Genomic DNA, 13,266 nt, shown 5'->3' with positions numbered 1-13,266 from the left:
GGGTCACCTCGACGGGTCGGGGCTCCCTCGGTGCAGGGAGGGGTCAGTCGGCGATGGCGGGCGCCCCGGGGTCGAGGCGGGCGCCGCGGGTGGAGCGGTACCAGGGCGCGAGGCGGTCGGGCGAGACGGCGACCATCGCGGCGCCCGTGAATCCGGCGTCGTTGCCGAAGCGGGCGGGGACGATCTCGGTGCCGATGTCGAGGAAGCGGGCGAACTCGTCGAAGACGTGCGCCGCCGCGCCGCCGATCACGAACAGCTGCGGCGAGAGCAGCATCTCGAGGTGCCGGTAGTAGACGCTGAGGCGACCCGCCCACTCCTCGAGGGTGATGCCCTCGCGGCGGACGGCCGAGAAGCCGACCTTCGGCTCGAAGTCGGGACCGTCGATGTGCAGGTGACCGAGCTCGGAGTTGGGGATCACCACGCCCTCGTGGACGAGCGCCGTCCCGATGCCGGTGCCGAGGGTGGTCAGCAGGAGGAGGCCCTCGCGTCCGCGCATGGCCCCGAACTCGCGCTCGGCGACTCCTGCCGCGTCCGCGTCGTTGACGACGACGACGTCGACCCCGGTCGCCTCCGAGAGGAGGGCCTGCGCGTCGAGCCCGACCCAGCGCTGCGAGACGTGGGTGGTCTGGCGGACGACGCCGCCGCGGACGATCCCGGGGAAGCCGACGCCCACGGGCGTGCCCGCGATCGGCGAGACGTCCCGGACGATTCCGGCGATCGCCTCGGCGAAGTCCTCGGGCTCCTTGCCCAGCGGGTTCGCGACCGCGAAGCGCCGAGCCGCCCGCTCGCCGGTGGTGACGTCGACGAGGGACGCCTTGATCGACGTCCCCCCGATGTCGACGCCGACGGCGAAGCGCGGGAGGAGGCCGTCGTGGGGCTGGGTCACGGATGCTCCGTCTGCAGTGGTGGGCGAGTGCGGGGACTCGCGAAAACGGTCGGCCCGTCGGATCCGGGATCGCGACGAGCCGAAGGCGATTCTACGAGCCGTCAGGTGCGCGCGGGCTCCGAGAGGGCGCGGAGGACGAAGTCGATCACCGGCTCGTAGAGGTGGACGGCCAGCCCGTCGTCGATCGGGACGACCACCTCGATCGAGCCCTGCGCCTCGGCGACGAACACCGCCGGGTCGTTGCAGTCGGCGATCGCGATGACCGGCAGCCCCCGCCGGCCGGCCGCGCCCGCGAAGCCGTGGTCGGCGACGACCAGGTCGGGGCGGACGCCGAGCTCGTCGAGGCGGTCGAGCAGCGCGTCCATCGGCTCCGGCGAGTGCGTGTGCTGCAGCCCTCCCCCGCGGTAGACGCAGGTGACCCCGCCGGTGCACCACAGGGCCTGGTGCTCGTCCGCGAGAGGAACGCGGATGCCGTCGGGGGCGGCGAACGGGAGCGCGTTCACGTCGATCACGCGAGCGCCCCGTTCCGTCGCGGCAGCAGCGAAGCGGCGGTAGACGTCCATCAGGGTCGCGGGGTGCGCTGTGGCGAACAGGAGGAGCGCCCCCTCGCGGACAGCGGCGGCGAACCGGTCGCGGTAGCGGGCGAGACCCGCGACCGTCAGGCGGGCGTCGATCCGGTCCTGCCCGCTCTCGAAGGAGGGGTCGGTGCTGATCCCCACGCGCTCCCCCATCAGGGCGAGCAGGCTCTCGAGCGTCCAGTGCTCGGCCACGTCCACCCCGTAGAGGTGCGCGGGCTCGCGGGCGGCGAGCCGGCGGAGGTTGCCGAGGTTGCTCGCGCGGCCGGTGAGGACGTCCCCGGCGAGGAGGGAGGAGTCGAGGTACGCCTCGAGCTCGGAGTCGGGACGCGGCATGCGGGACCTCTCGATCGACGGGGAGCTCCCAGGCTACGGGCAGTTCAGGTGTTGACATCCGATCCATCACCGATATATCGTTACTGCATCGCCGACAGATCGGAAGCAGCCGCTCCCGACGGGCGACCGGATCCGATCGAAAGGGATCCCCTCACGACAGAGAGCAGCACACCCATGAACTCCAGGACCTTCTTCTCCGACGACCGCCGCGACTCCTGCGACGGCGACCACTCCTCCCGCCACGAGCACCCCGGCCGCGGACAGCGCCGCGGACCCGGCGGTCACGGCCGCGGCTTCGGCCCCGGCTTCGGCGGCCCCTTCGGCCGCGGCGGAGGACGCGCCCGACGCGGTGACGTCCGCGCGGCCCTCCTCTCCCTCCTCTCCGAGAAGTCCTCGAACGGCTACGGCCTGATCAAGGCCATCGCCGAGAAGACGAACGGATCGTGGCGTCCCAGCCCCGGCTCCGTCTACCCCACTCTCCAGCAGCTCGTCGACGAGGGCCTCATCACGGCCGTCGGCGAGGGCCGCGGCACCGAGTACCAGCTCACGGACGCGGGCGGCACCTACGTGCGCGAGCACGCCGACGAGCTCGACGCGGCCTGGGAGGCCACTCCCGGCGCGAGCGACGCCGATCGCGCCTTCATGGAGAACGTCGGCAAGCTGATGGGCGTCGTGCAGCAGTTCCGCGGAGCGACCGAGGCGCAGCGCGCCGCCGCCTCCGCCAAGCTCGACGAGACCCGTCGCGCACTGTACCTCATCCTCGCCGACTGACCTCGGCTCCCCTCCCGCGATCCGTCGCGGGAGCCCCCGGACGGACGGGACCCCCTCGCCTCGGCGACGGAGTCCCGTCCGTTCCTCCGTCTCGGGAGCCGGCGCCTCAGCGCGCGGCGGACAGACGGGCCAGGCCCTCGTCGAGGGTGACCGACGGGCTCCACTGCAGATCGGCGCGAGTGCGGCGCTGGTCGAACCAGTGCGCGGTCGAGAGCTGCTCGGCGAGGAAGCGGGTCATCGGCGGCTCGTCGGCGCCGGGCCGCACGGCCCACACGCGCTCGACGAGCGAGCCCGCGGCGCGGGCGACGGAGGCGGGGACGGACCAGCGCGGCGGCTCGACGCCCGAGGCGCGGCAGATCCCGGCGAGCAGCTCGGCGACCGGGCGCGGCTCGCCGTTGGTGACGACGTAGGAGCGGCCGTGCACCTCCTCCGCCCGCCCGAGAGCGGCGACGATCGCCGAGGCGGCGTTGTCGATGTAGGTGGAGTCGATCAGCGCCTGGCCGTGCCCGAGGAGCGGCAGCCGGCCGGCGCGCGCCCGCTCGACGATGCGGGCGACGAGCTGGGTGTCGCCCGGACCCCAGACCAGGTGCGGGCGCACGGCGACCACCGCGAAGCCGGGGGCGTCGGCCGCCAGAGCCAGGAGCTCGGCCCGGGCCTTGGTGCGCGCGTAGTCGCCGCGGGCCCGGTCCGGATCGGCGGGCTCGGCGTCGTCGCCGGTGATCGAGGAGCCGGAGTGGGCGACGGAGGGCGACGAGATCTGGACGAAGCGGCTCACGCCGGCGCGGGCGGCGGCGGCGAGCAGACGCCGGGTGCCGTCGATGTTCACGCGGTCGAAGTCGCCAGGATCGCCGGCGAGCGAGACCTTCGCGGCGAGGTGCACGACGCCCTCGGCCGCGTCGACGGCCTCCTCGACCGCGCGCGGATCGGTCAGGGAGCCCCGCGCCTCCTCGACGCCCGCGACCCCGGCGGGCCGGCGCTGGAAGGTGCGGACCTCGTGCCCCTGGGCGACGAGGCCCGCGGCCACCGCACCGCCGAGCAGGCCGCTCGCGCCGGTGACCAGGACCCTCACGGAGCCACCATCCGGCCGCCGGCGAGCACGCCCTCGGCCCAGCGCGAGAGCGCGGCCCGGTCGATCTTCGAGTTGTGGCGGATGTCGGTGGGCAGCGCCGGGACGACGAGCACCGCGGCGACGGGCCGGCCGACGGCCGCGCGCACCTCGGCGGCGAGGGCCTCCTCGGCCAGCACCACGCGGCGCACGCCCGAGCGCAACTCGACGACGGCGACCAGCTGCGCGACTCCGCGCGGGCCGGCTCCGGCGATCGCGGCGCGGGCGACCGACGCCACGCGCGCCTCGATCCGCTGCTCCGGTCCGACCGGCGTGACCACGCCGTCGGGAGTGACGACGACGTGCGGCATGCGGCCCTCGACCCAGAGGCGGCCGGCGGAGTCGATCCGCCCGACGTCCCCGGTGCGGTGCCAGCGCTCGCCCGGGACGGCGCCGATGCGGGCGGCGCGGTCGGTGAGCCAGAGGCGCTCGTAGTGGTCCTCGACGTGACCTGCCGAGACGACGATCTCGCCGGTCGTGCCGGTGATCTCCTCCGGCTCGTCCGCGGCGCGGCCGTCGACGTCGAGCGGGGCGATCCGCAGCCGGACGCCCGCGGCGGGCACGCCGACGCAGACGCCTCCGCGCGGATCGTCGTCGGCGGCGGCCTCGCGGATGCCCTCCAGCGACGCGTCGGTGAGCAGCAGCCCCTCGGTCATGCCGTAGGGAGTGCGGGCGGAGGCGTTCGGCATGAGCGCCTGCGCCTCGCCGAGCAGTCCCGCCGAGACGGGGGCGCCGGCCGAGAGGAAGGTGCGCACGCCGGCGAGGGCCCGGTGGTCGTCGGCGTCGAGCGCACCGGCGGTGGCCACGACGTTGGCCAGTGCGGCCGGCGAGAGGAACAGCACGGTCGCGTCGACCCGTGCGGCGGCCGAGGCGACGGCGGCCGCGGTGAGCGTCCGGGGCGCGGTGACGTCCATGTCCGGAGTGGCGGAGCGCGTGCCCAGCGCGGGACCGAGCAGGGCGAACGGCGCGAAGCCCGCGACGAGGCCGGTGCCCGGTCCGATCCCGTACTGGCGGGCGAGCGCGTCGCGGACGCCGGCGAGCTGGCGGTGCGTGTAGACGACGCCCTTGGCGGGGCCGGTCGAGCCGGAGGTGAACAGGATCGCGGCCACGGCGTCGGCGGCGGGCGCCTCGCCCAGCGCCTCCGGGTCGGCGGCCAGCTCGGCGCGGCCGAGCTCGATCAGCTGCCCGAGCGAGGTGTCGACCCCGAGGGCCGAGGCGGAGGCGCGGGGCAGGGTCTGCGTCGAGACCCGGCCGCCGGGCCAGCGGAGGGCCCGCGCGACGGTGAGGCCGGGCAGGGCGCCGACCACCAGATCCGGCCAGGCACCGCGGACCGCGCGGGTGAGACCGCGCAGGCCCAGGCCCGCGTCGGCGACGACCACGACGGCTCCGATGCGCAGGCACGCGTAGAGCAGCGCCGTCAGGTCGGCACCGGGCGGCACGAGGAGCGAGACGCGGTCGCCCGGGGAGACGCCGGAGGCGCGGAGCCCGGCGGCGAGCTCGCGGACCCGCTGCGAGAGCAGGCGCCACGAGACCGAGCGGGGCCCGCCGCCTCCGGGAGGCGCCATCTCGACCAGGGCGAGCGAGTCGTCCTGCGCGCTGCGGTCGAGGTGCGCCCAGAGCGGCTCGACCGGCGCGGTCGGGCGGCGGACGTCGGCGGCGGGGTCGCCGCCGAACGGCTCCTCGCCGTCGGAGAGGTCGCCCAGCCAGGTGAGGACGGCGGACGAGTAGTCGACGTCCTCGGCCACCAGGTGGCCCGCTCCCTCGTAGCGGTGGACCTGCGCGTGCGGGAGGCGGTCGACGAGGTCGTCGAGGTAGCGGTCGGAGAAGATCGGGTCCAGCGGGCCCCAGAGCATCAGGGCCGGCGTCGTCAGGGCGCTGACGCCCTCGGCGATGCGCTGCAGCTCCGGGTCGCTCGGGTGCGCGGAGTCGACCGGGATGTCGGCGACGAAGCCGCCCACTCCGCCGCGGCGCGAGGCGGACCGGTAGGGCGCGCGGTACCCCTCCTTCACCGCGGAGGGCAGCGCCGGGTGCCCCAGCGCGAGGGTCGTCTCGAGGAAGGCCGGCGTGCCGACCGTCGAGGCGCCGAGCACGCCCGACGCGAGCGCGAGCCGGAGCGGGGCCGGGATCGGCTCGTCGGCGCTCTGGTGGATCGCGGTGTTCAGGAGCATCGTGGCGCGCAGCTGCTCCGGGTGGTCGACCGCCCAGCCCAGCGAGACGACTCCACCCCAGTCGTGGCCGAGGGTGACCACGTCGTCGAGGCCGAGCACGTCGGTGAGGTCGGAGAGCTCGCGCACGCGGTCGGCGAGCGTGTGCAGGGCGCCGGTCCGCTCGGAGAAGCCCATCTCGAGCTGGTCGACAGCGACCACCCGCCAGGCGGGGCCTCCCCGGCGGGCCGACTCGAGCGTGGCGGCCGCGAGGCGGCGCCAGAGGTAGGACCAGGTGGGGTTGCCGTGCACGCAGAGGACGGTGCCGACGGGCTCCGTGCCGAGGGCCTCACCCGTGTCGAGCAGGTGCCAGCGGCGCGGCACGCCCTGGGCGTCCGGAGCGTCGACGAGGCGCGACCACGCGGGATCGAGCCCGTCGAGCCCGGCCGGGGGCAGCTGCGCCGCGGCCGTGGAGCCGAGCGCTCCGCGGATCCGCTCGGCCGGGTGGGGCGCGCTCACCAGGCGATCTCGAGCATCGCGGTGTTGATGCCCGAGCCCACTCCGATGAGCAGCACCCGGTTGCCCGGCTGCAGGGTCTCGGCCTCCTGGGCCAGGGTGATCGGGATCGACGCCGGGCCGACGTTGCCGAGGGTGGGGTAGGTCGTGGGGACGCGGCTGCGGTCGATGCCGACGGCCTTCACCAGGGCGTCGGTGTGGACGTCCGACACCTGGTGCGTGATGTAGCGGTCCATCCCGCTCCAGTTCCAGTCGCGGGTGGCCTCCTTCCACGCCGAGAGGACGAGCTCCATGCCGCCCTTGAGCAGCGCCTTCGCGTCCGTGAACATGCCGTCGACGCTGCCGACGCAGAGCTCGTTGAACTGCGTGGCCGCGCGGGTGATGCCGCCGAGGATGCGGTGGCCCTTGGGGTGCTCGTCGGCCGGGCCGAGGACGGCCGCGGCCGCGCCGGAGCCGAGAGTCAGGCTCGCGAACTCGCTCATGAAGTCCTTGCGCTTGACGCCCTCGCGGCTCAGGCGCTCGATGGTGTTGACCTGGATCTCGTCGGCGTCCTCGCCGTCGATGATGAGCGCGTAGCGGATCTGGCCGGAGTCGATCAGCTGCGCGGCGAGGGTCATGCCGTTGACGAAGCCGAGGCACGCGTTCGCGATGTCGAAGTTGATGGCCGACGAGGGCAGGCCGAGCCCGTGGTGCAGGCGCACGGCTACCGAGGGCTCGAGGTGCTTGCGGGTCACCGACGTGTTGATGATCAGGCCGATCTGGTCGGCGCGGACGCCGGCCTCGGCGAGAGCGCGCTTGCCCGCGTCGATCGCCGCTCCGTCGAAGCCCTGCTCGGAGCCCCAGTTGCGGCGCTCGTGCACTCCGGCGACGCGCTGGAGGAGCCCGGTGGGGAGCCGCAGGCGCTTGAGCGCCGGAGCGAGCCGCGCCTCGATCTCGGCCGAGGTGGTCACGCGCGGAGCCAGCGTGGTCGCGACGGACAGCAATGCGACGTTGCGGTGCGTGGTCGTTGCGTTTCCGTCCAACGGAACTCCCTGTCGAGTTGTCGATCCTGGCATGTGCCTCCGTGATTTTACGCTGTCGTTCAGGCTGCGCTTCCTGGACGCCCGCTGGGCGGTCGCGGAACGCATCCTCGGCGGCCCGGCGGAGGCTCCTCCCCCGGAACGACGGGCGAGGAGCCGCCGAGGCCACACGCGACGCGCGGTGTCAACCCACCCGCCGGGGCGTCAGGTCCCCATCGCCCACGGCTCGCGATCGCCGCGGAGGCGGGCGGCGAGCGCCATCGCCTGCTCATCGGTCAGGGTCGCGACGTAGTCGACCACACCGCGTCCCCGGCCGAGCCGCTGCAGCGCGGCCGGGTCGGAGGTCGGCCGGCCGCGCTCGTCCGCCGGGAGCCAGTCGGGGTGGTCGGCGCGCAGGCGGAAGTAGCCGTCGGTCGCGAGCTCGATCAGGTCGAGCAGCTTCTGCGGAGCCCGCGAGCCGTCGCGCGGATCCTCCAGCCAGGCGTCGAGGTGGGTCACCAGCGTCTCGAGCACCTGCGACTGGCCGCGCTGGTAGGTGGCGAAGTCCGGCCGGTCGATCACGAAGCGGGTGTGCACGAACTTCAGCACGGCCACGTCGTGCCAGGCGTCGGGGAGGAGGGAGAGGTGGCCCGAGCGGACGTTCGGCTCGGCGAGCACCACCACGGAGCGCTGCAGACGGCCGATCCAGGAGGAGACGAACGCCTCGATCGCGCGCTCGGTGCGCGTCGATCCGTCGAACGGGAGCGCGAGGAGCCCCTCGACCAGCTCGGTCGACACCCGCTCCACGGAGGCGCGGAAGTGCTCGTCGCTCGCGATCCACGGGTCGCGGGCCACGAGCCTCCGGCGGAGCATCTCGAGCGAGTGCCCGGGGGCGCGCGCCCACAGCTCCTCGGCGTCGAGGGCGGCGAGCGCGTTCTGCTCGCGGAGGAACGCGCGGAACTCCACGGCGACGGCCGCCTGCTGCAGCACTCCCGCGCGGTAGAAGTCGTCGAGGTCGTGCAGCGAGTAGGCGATGTCGTCGGCGACGTCCATCACCGAGCACTCGAGGGTCTGCTGCCAGGGGGCGATCGCGGCGAAGCCGGAGCGGGCGTCGAGCAGGTCGTCGAGGTCGAGCGTGTACGCCGAGAACTTCGGCGGTGCGGTCTCCCACCGGCTGGCGGTCGAGCCGCGGGGCAGCTCGGTCGGGTCGGCGGAGTCGATGCCGGGGCGGTGGACCGTCCGCCCCCACGGGTACTTGAGCACGGCGGCTCGGGAGGCGGCGGTGAGGTTCAGCCCCACCTCCACCGTCTCGCAGACGTCGAGCTCGGAGAGGATCCGGAACGACTGCGCGTTGCCCTCGAAGCCCTCCGCGAGCCCCAGCCGCTCGCGCGCGAGGCGGTCGAGCGCCTGCTCGCCGAGGTGGCCGAACGGAGGGTGGCCGAGGTCGTGCGCGCTGGCCGCGGCCTGCACGACCACCGGGTCGCAGCCGCCGAGCCGCTCGACCAGCTCGCGCTGGGCGGGATCGGTGGTGGTCAGCTGCATCGCGATCGCGCGGGCGACCGCGGTGACCTTGATCGAGTGCGTGAGCCGGTTGTGCACGACCTGGCCGACGCCGGAGGGCGAGATGACCTGGGTCACCGCGGAGAGTCGGGCGAAGTAGGGCGAGAAGCGGATCCGCTCCAGGTCGACGCGGTACTCGGGGTACTCCTCGCCGGTGGCGAACCGGTCGACCGGCTCGGGGATGCGCCGGTCGCGGCGGTGGTCGTGCGGGGCCGAGGCCCGCGGGGCCGTCGTCTCGGGGAGTGCCGGCTCGCTCATGGCTTCACCCTAATCAGGGGCGCGGGGGCGGAGGGACCGCGCCGCTCCGGCGGTCGGCGTCGCTCCTCCGGTCGGCGTCGCTCCTCCGGTCGGCGTCGCTCCTCCGGTCGGCGTCGCTCCTGCGGCGAGACACCGCGTCCGCCGGCGAGGCACCGCGGGGACGGCGGCGCCTCGGGGAGCGCACGAACACCTCGGCGGTCCGGTGGGCGAGGCCGGCGCCTCGGCGGACGCCGGGACGCCCCGCGGCAGCCCGGCCGACGGGCGAACAGGAGACGCCGGGCGCGGACTCCCGTCACGCGGACTGCTCGCGCGGGGCGACGGCGAGGTGCACGGCCGCGGCGACGACCGCGCCGAGGACGTAGGCCGCGATGTCGAGCCAGGAGAAGGTGGTGCCGACGACGAGGCGGAGCGGCGCCCACAGCTCGACCAGGCGCCCCGCGACTCCGATCGCCTGCAGCTGCTCCATCGCGATCGACCAGGCCAGCGCGATCCCGGCAGCCGTCACGCCCGGGATGCGCGGCAGGAGCACCGCGATCAGCAGCGCCACCAGGACGACGTAGGCCACTCCGCCGGCGAGATCGGCGAGCAGCCCCGTGAGCACGAACCGCAGCGCCAGGCCCGGGCCGAGCACGGCGACGGCCGCGAGGGCGAAGCGGAACCGCGCCCTCACCGGGCACGCTCCTCGAGGGCGCGCTGGAGGCGGTCGAGAGCGAGGAGGAACGTGCGGTCGTCGGCCACGCGCCAGCCGAGGGCGGCCGGGGCGGCGACGACCAGGGGCACGAGGACGGTGCGCGGGCGCCGCCTCGCCGCACGCAGGACGGCGGAGGCGGGCGGCGGGGCGAGGACCGCCAGGACCAGCGCGCGGACCCGGTGGGCACCCGAGGGCGAGGTGCCGACTCCCACCGACACGATCCGATCCCACTCGGCGATGCGCAGGGCGTCTGCGCGCTCGGCGGCGAGCTCGAGTCCGTCGCGGCCGACGGCCAGCACTGCGGCGGCGGCGGCCGGAGCGGCGGAGGCGGGTGCCGCGATCCGGCGCAGCGCCCGGGCGAGCTCGGGAGTGCGCAGGACGGTGAACCCCTCGGTGACCGCGGCGAGCGCCGCCAGCCGGCGCTGCCGCTCCGGGGCGGCCTGGCGGACCCGGGCCCGGACGGCGGCTGGGGCGGGCAGGGGCGCGGCGAGCAGCGCCGTCGGCTCGAACCGCGTGCGCGGGGGCAGCGGGACCGCCGGCGGCGTGCGCGGCGGGGGCTCGCCCCAGTGCGGCGTCGATGCGGGATCCATGCGCCCCTCCCTCCTCGCGCGGCTCCGAGCCGCCCCTGAGATCATCCCTCCTCCGCCCTCCCGCCTTGCCGAGAGGGCTCGGCGGGCTTACCATGGAGTACCCCCCGGGGGTATGCCGCGACCGGCGTGCCGACCGGACGCCCACCGGGCCGATCGACCGGATCGGACCGGACGCATCACACAGGAGGACCCATGAGCACCAGGATCGACCTCGGCCTGACCGCGAGCGGATCAACGGGAGGCTGCGGCTGCGGCGGAGGCGGCGCCTGCGCGTGCGGCGACCACGGCGGCGCCGGCCGCTCCGACGCCGGCCACGCGGCGCAGGGCTCCCTGTCCGCCGCGTCCGTGCAGAGCTTCGGCGTCGCGGGCATGACCTGCGAGCATTGCGTCCGCAGCGTCACCGAGGAGCTCGCCGCCTACCCCGAGGTCTCGGCTGTCGACGTGTCCCTCGCCCCCGACGGGGTCTCGACCGTCACGGTCGGCTCCTCCCGGCCGCTCGGCCGCGAGGAGATCGCCGCCGCCGTCGCCGACGCGGGCTACCGCCTCGCTCCCCTGAGCTGACGTGACCGAGACCACCGGCACCCCGCTCGAGCTCGCCATCGGAGGGATGACCTGCGCCTCCTGCGTCGCGCGGGTCGAGAAGCGCCTCGACGCGCTCCCCGGAGTCCACGCGACCGTCAACCTCGCCCTCGAGCGCGCGACGCTGACCCTCCCGCCCGGCACGACTCCCGCCGACGCGATCGCCGCCGTCGAGGCCGCGGGCTACAGCGCGACGGTCCCCTCCATCGGCGAGGCGGCTCCCGCGGAGGAGCAGGAGGAGCAGAGCGACGACGACCGGGAGCGGCGCGCCCTGCGCACCCGGCTCCGCGTCTCCGCCCTGCTCGCCGTGCCGGTGGTCCTGCTCTCGATGATCCCGCCGCTGCAGTTCGCGAACTGGCAGTGGCTGTGCCTCGCCCTCGCCTCACCGGTCGCGGTCTGGGGCGCGCTGCCCTTCCACCGCAACGCCTGGCGGGCGCTGCGGCACGGCTCCACCACCATGGACACCCTGATCAGCCTCGGGGTCAGCGCCTCCTTCGCCTGGTCGGTCTGGGCTCTGTTCCTCGGCGACGCCGGCCGGCCCGGCATGAGCATGCCGTTCGAGCTGCTGGGCAGCCGGTCCGGCCACGACGAGATCTACCTCGAGGTCGCCGCCGCCGTCCCTGTCCTCGTGCTGGCCGGCCGCTACCTGGAGGCGCGGTCGAAGCGCGACGCCGGTGCGGCGCTCCGGGCGCTCCTCCGCCTCGGCGCGAAGGACGCCGTGCGCGTCGCCGCCGACGGGCAGGAGGAGCGCGTGCCCGCGTCCTCGCTCGCCGTCGGCGACCTCCTCCGCGTGCGCCCCGGCGAGACCGTCGCCGCCGACGGCACCGTGCTCGAGGGCTCGAGCGCGATCGACGCGAGCATGCTCACCGGCGAGAGCGTGCCGGTCGAGGTCGGCCCGGGCTCGACCGTGACCGGCGGAGTGCTCAACGCCCACGGCCTGCTCACCGTCCGCGTCGACCGCGTCGGCTCCGAGACCACGCTCGCGCGGATGGGCCGCCTCGTCTCGGACGCGCAGGCCGGCAAGGCGCGCGTCCAGCGGCTCGCCGACCGCGTCTCCTCCGTCTTCGTGCCGGTCGTGGTGGTGCTCGCCCTGGCCACCCTCGCCGGCTGGCTGATCGCCGGCGCCGACCTCGCCGCCGCCGTCTCTCCCGCCGTCGCCGTCCTCGTCGTCGCCTGCCCGTGCGCGCTGGGCCTGGCCACCCCGACCGCCGTCCTCGTCGGCACCGGCCGCGGCTCCCAGCTCGGGATCCTCCTCCGCGGGCCGGAGGTGCTCGAGGCCGGGCGCCGGATCGACACGGTCGTGCTCGACAAGACCGGCACGCTCACCACCGGCGCCTTCCAGGTCGTCGAGTCCAGCGACGACGAGAGCCTGCGGTTGCTCGCCGCCGTCGAGCGCGGGTCGGAGCATCCGCTCGCCGCGGCGATCGTGGCCGGGGCCGCGCACCTCGACGTCCCCGAGGCGACCGGATTCCGCTCCAGCACCGGGTTCGGCGTGCGTGCCCGGGTCGAGGGCCGCCTGGTCGTCGCCGGCCGGCTGCGCTGGCTGGAGGAGCAGTGGGGCTTCGCGCCGGGCGGTCTCGCCGAGCGCGCCGAGCGAGCGACCGCCGAGGGCGGCACCGTCGTCGGCGTCGGCTGGGAGGGGGCGCTGCGCGGCTTCGCGGTCCTCCGCGACGAGCCGAGGCCGGAGGCGTCCCGCACCGTCCGCGCCCTGCGCGAGCGGGGCCTGCGGGTGATGGTGCTGACCGGCGACAACCCGCGGGCGGCGCAGGCCGTCGCCTCGGCCGTCGGCATCGACGAGGTCGTCGCCGAGGTGCTGCCGGAGGACAAGCTCGCGGTGATCGAGCGCCTCCGTGCGGAGGGCCGCCACGTCGCCTTCGTCGGCGACGGTGTGAACGACGCCGCCGCGCTGGCCGCCGCGGACGTGGGGATCGCGATGGGCGCCGGATCGGACGCGGCGATCGAGGCGAGCGACATCACCCTCGTCGGCGACGACCTCGGCCGGGTGCCCGACGCCCTGCGCCTCGGGCGCCGCACCCTTGCGGTCATCCGGGGCAACCTCTTCTGGGCCTTCGCCTACAACGTGGCCGCGATCCCGCTCGCGATGGCCGGACTCCTGGGGCCGCTCGTGGCCGGCGCCGCGATGGCGTTCTCGAGCGTCTTCGTCGTGCTGAACAGCCTGCGGCTGCGGTCGTTCCGCTGAGTCCCGGCGGGCCGTCCGGAGTTCCCTCGCGGAGCTCTTGACGGCCCGCCCGCGGAT

General features: G+C 75.4%; 11 protein-coding genes. 3 read left to right on the top strand and 8 right to left on the bottom strand.

All coding sequences use genetic code 11. From position 1 onward, the window contains the following. Positions 1 to 43: 43 nt before the first annotated feature. Together C5C69_RS01380 and C5C69_RS01375 are read right to left on the bottom strand one after the other, a co-directional pair. On the bottom strand, positions 44 to 886 hold the full coding sequence (locus C5C69_RS01380) for an ROK family protein (RefSeq protein ID WP_258061252.1): 843 nt from the start codon (positions 884 to 886) through the stop codon (positions 44 to 46). A gap of 101 nt (positions 887 to 987) precedes the next feature. Beyond that, positions 988 to 1,797, bottom strand: coding sequence for a phosphatase (locus C5C69_RS01375; protein ID WP_104257141.1), 810 nt, complete (start codon positions 1,795 to 1,797; stop codon positions 988 to 990). A 174-nt stretch (positions 1,798 to 1,971) separates the two neighbouring features. Between C5C69_RS01375 and C5C69_RS01370 the strand changes: the two genes are divergently transcribed. Further along, positions 1,972 to 2,568: a PadR family transcriptional regulator gene (locus tag C5C69_RS01370; protein ID WP_104257140.1), complete on the top strand. Its 597-nt coding sequence runs from the start codon at positions 1,972 to 1,974 to the stop codon at positions 2,566 to 2,568. Between the two features lie 106 nt (positions 2,569 to 2,674). Here the strand turns inward: C5C69_RS01370 and C5C69_RS01365 are convergent, their stop codons facing one another. The 6 genes from C5C69_RS01365 to C5C69_RS16815 all read right to left on the bottom strand — a co-directional run bounded on the left by C5C69_RS01365 (position 2,675) and on the right by C5C69_RS16815 (position 10,430). Next, the gene (locus C5C69_RS01365; RefSeq protein ID WP_104257139.1) at positions 2,675 to 3,637 is read right to left on the bottom strand and encodes an NAD(P)-dependent oxidoreductase; all 963 of its coding nucleotides are present in this window, start codon (positions 3,635 to 3,637) and stop codon (positions 2,675 to 2,677) included. After that, complete coding sequence (locus tag C5C69_RS01360; protein ID WP_258067481.1) at positions 3,634 to 6,336, bottom strand: alpha/beta fold hydrolase; 2,703 nt, start codon at positions 6,334 to 6,336, stop codon at positions 3,634 to 3,636. The genes C5C69_RS01365 and C5C69_RS01360 overlap by 4 nt, the downstream gene beginning before the upstream one ends. Beyond that, positions 6,333 to 7,388, bottom strand: a complete 1,056-nt coding sequence (locus C5C69_RS01355; protein WP_104224183.1) for a 3-oxoacyl-ACP synthase III — start codon at positions 7,386 to 7,388, stop codon at positions 6,333 to 6,335. The genes C5C69_RS01360 and C5C69_RS01355 overlap by 4 nt, the downstream gene beginning before the upstream one ends. Positions 7,389 to 7,556: 168 nt before the next feature. Next, on the bottom strand, positions 7,557 to 9,149 hold the full coding sequence (locus tag C5C69_RS01350; RefSeq protein WP_104233447.1) for a deoxyguanosinetriphosphate triphosphohydrolase family protein: 1,593 nt from the start codon (positions 9,147 to 9,149) through the stop codon (positions 7,557 to 7,559). Between the two features lie 292 nt (positions 9,150 to 9,441). After that, positions 9,442 to 9,819 carry a DUF2809 domain-containing protein gene (locus tag C5C69_RS16820; protein WP_181126998.1) on the bottom strand — a complete coding sequence of 126 codons (378 nt, stop codon included), beginning with the start codon at positions 9,817 to 9,819 and terminating at the stop codon, positions 9,442 to 9,444. After that, on the bottom strand, positions 9,816 to 10,430 hold the full coding sequence (locus C5C69_RS16815; RefSeq protein WP_181126997.1) for a hypothetical protein: 615 nt from the start codon (positions 10,428 to 10,430) through the stop codon (positions 9,816 to 9,818). Before C5C69_RS16815 ends, C5C69_RS16820 begins: the two co-directional genes overlap by 4 nt. A 192-nt stretch (positions 10,431 to 10,622) precedes the next feature. Between C5C69_RS16815 and C5C69_RS17165 the strand changes: the two genes are divergently transcribed. Together C5C69_RS17165 and C5C69_RS01335 are read left to right on the top strand one after the other, a co-directional pair. Further along, the gene (locus C5C69_RS17165; protein ID WP_104257137.1) at positions 10,623 to 10,991 is read left to right on the top strand and encodes a heavy-metal-associated domain-containing protein; all 369 of its coding nucleotides are present in this window, start codon (positions 10,623 to 10,625) and stop codon (positions 10,989 to 10,991) included. A gap of 1 nt (position 10,992) precedes the next feature. Beyond that, positions 10,993 to 13,209 (top strand): cation-translocating P-type ATPase, encoded by a 2,217-nt coding sequence (locus C5C69_RS01335; RefSeq protein WP_258067480.1) that lies wholly within the window; start codon positions 10,993 to 10,995, stop codon positions 13,207 to 13,209. Positions 13,210 to 13,266: the final 57 nt, after the last annotated feature.

It is taken from the genome of Rathayibacter sp. AY1C7 (genome assembly GCF_002931865.1).
Taxonomy (GTDB): Bacteria; Actinomycetota; Actinomycetes; order Actinomycetales; family Microbacteriaceae; genus Rathayibacter.
This window is presented reverse-complemented; position numbering and strand designations above follow the sequence as displayed.

Coding starts and splice junctions, on each gene's coding strand:
- C5C69_RS01375 (WP_104257141.1), bottom strand. CDS start 1,797: ATGCCGCGTCCCGACTCCGAGCTCGAGGCGTACCTCGACTCCTCCCTC.
- C5C69_RS01370 (WP_104257140.1), top strand. CDS start 1,972: ATGAACTCCAGGACCTTCTTCTCCGACGACCGCCGCGACTCCTGCGAC.
- C5C69_RS01355 (WP_104224183.1), bottom strand. CDS start 7,388: ATGCCAGGATCGACAACTCGACAGGGAGTTCCGTTGGACGGAAACGCA.
- C5C69_RS01350 (WP_104233447.1), bottom strand. CDS start 9,149: ATGAGCGAGCCGGCACTCCCCGAGACGACGGCCCCGCGGGCCTCGGCC.
- C5C69_RS16815 (WP_181126997.1), bottom strand. CDS start 10,430: ATGGATCCCGCATCGACGCCGCACTGGGGCGAGCCCCCGCCGCGCACG.
- C5C69_RS17165 (WP_104257137.1), top strand. CDS start 10,623: ATGAGCACCAGGATCGACCTCGGCCTGACCGCGAGCGGATCAACGGGA.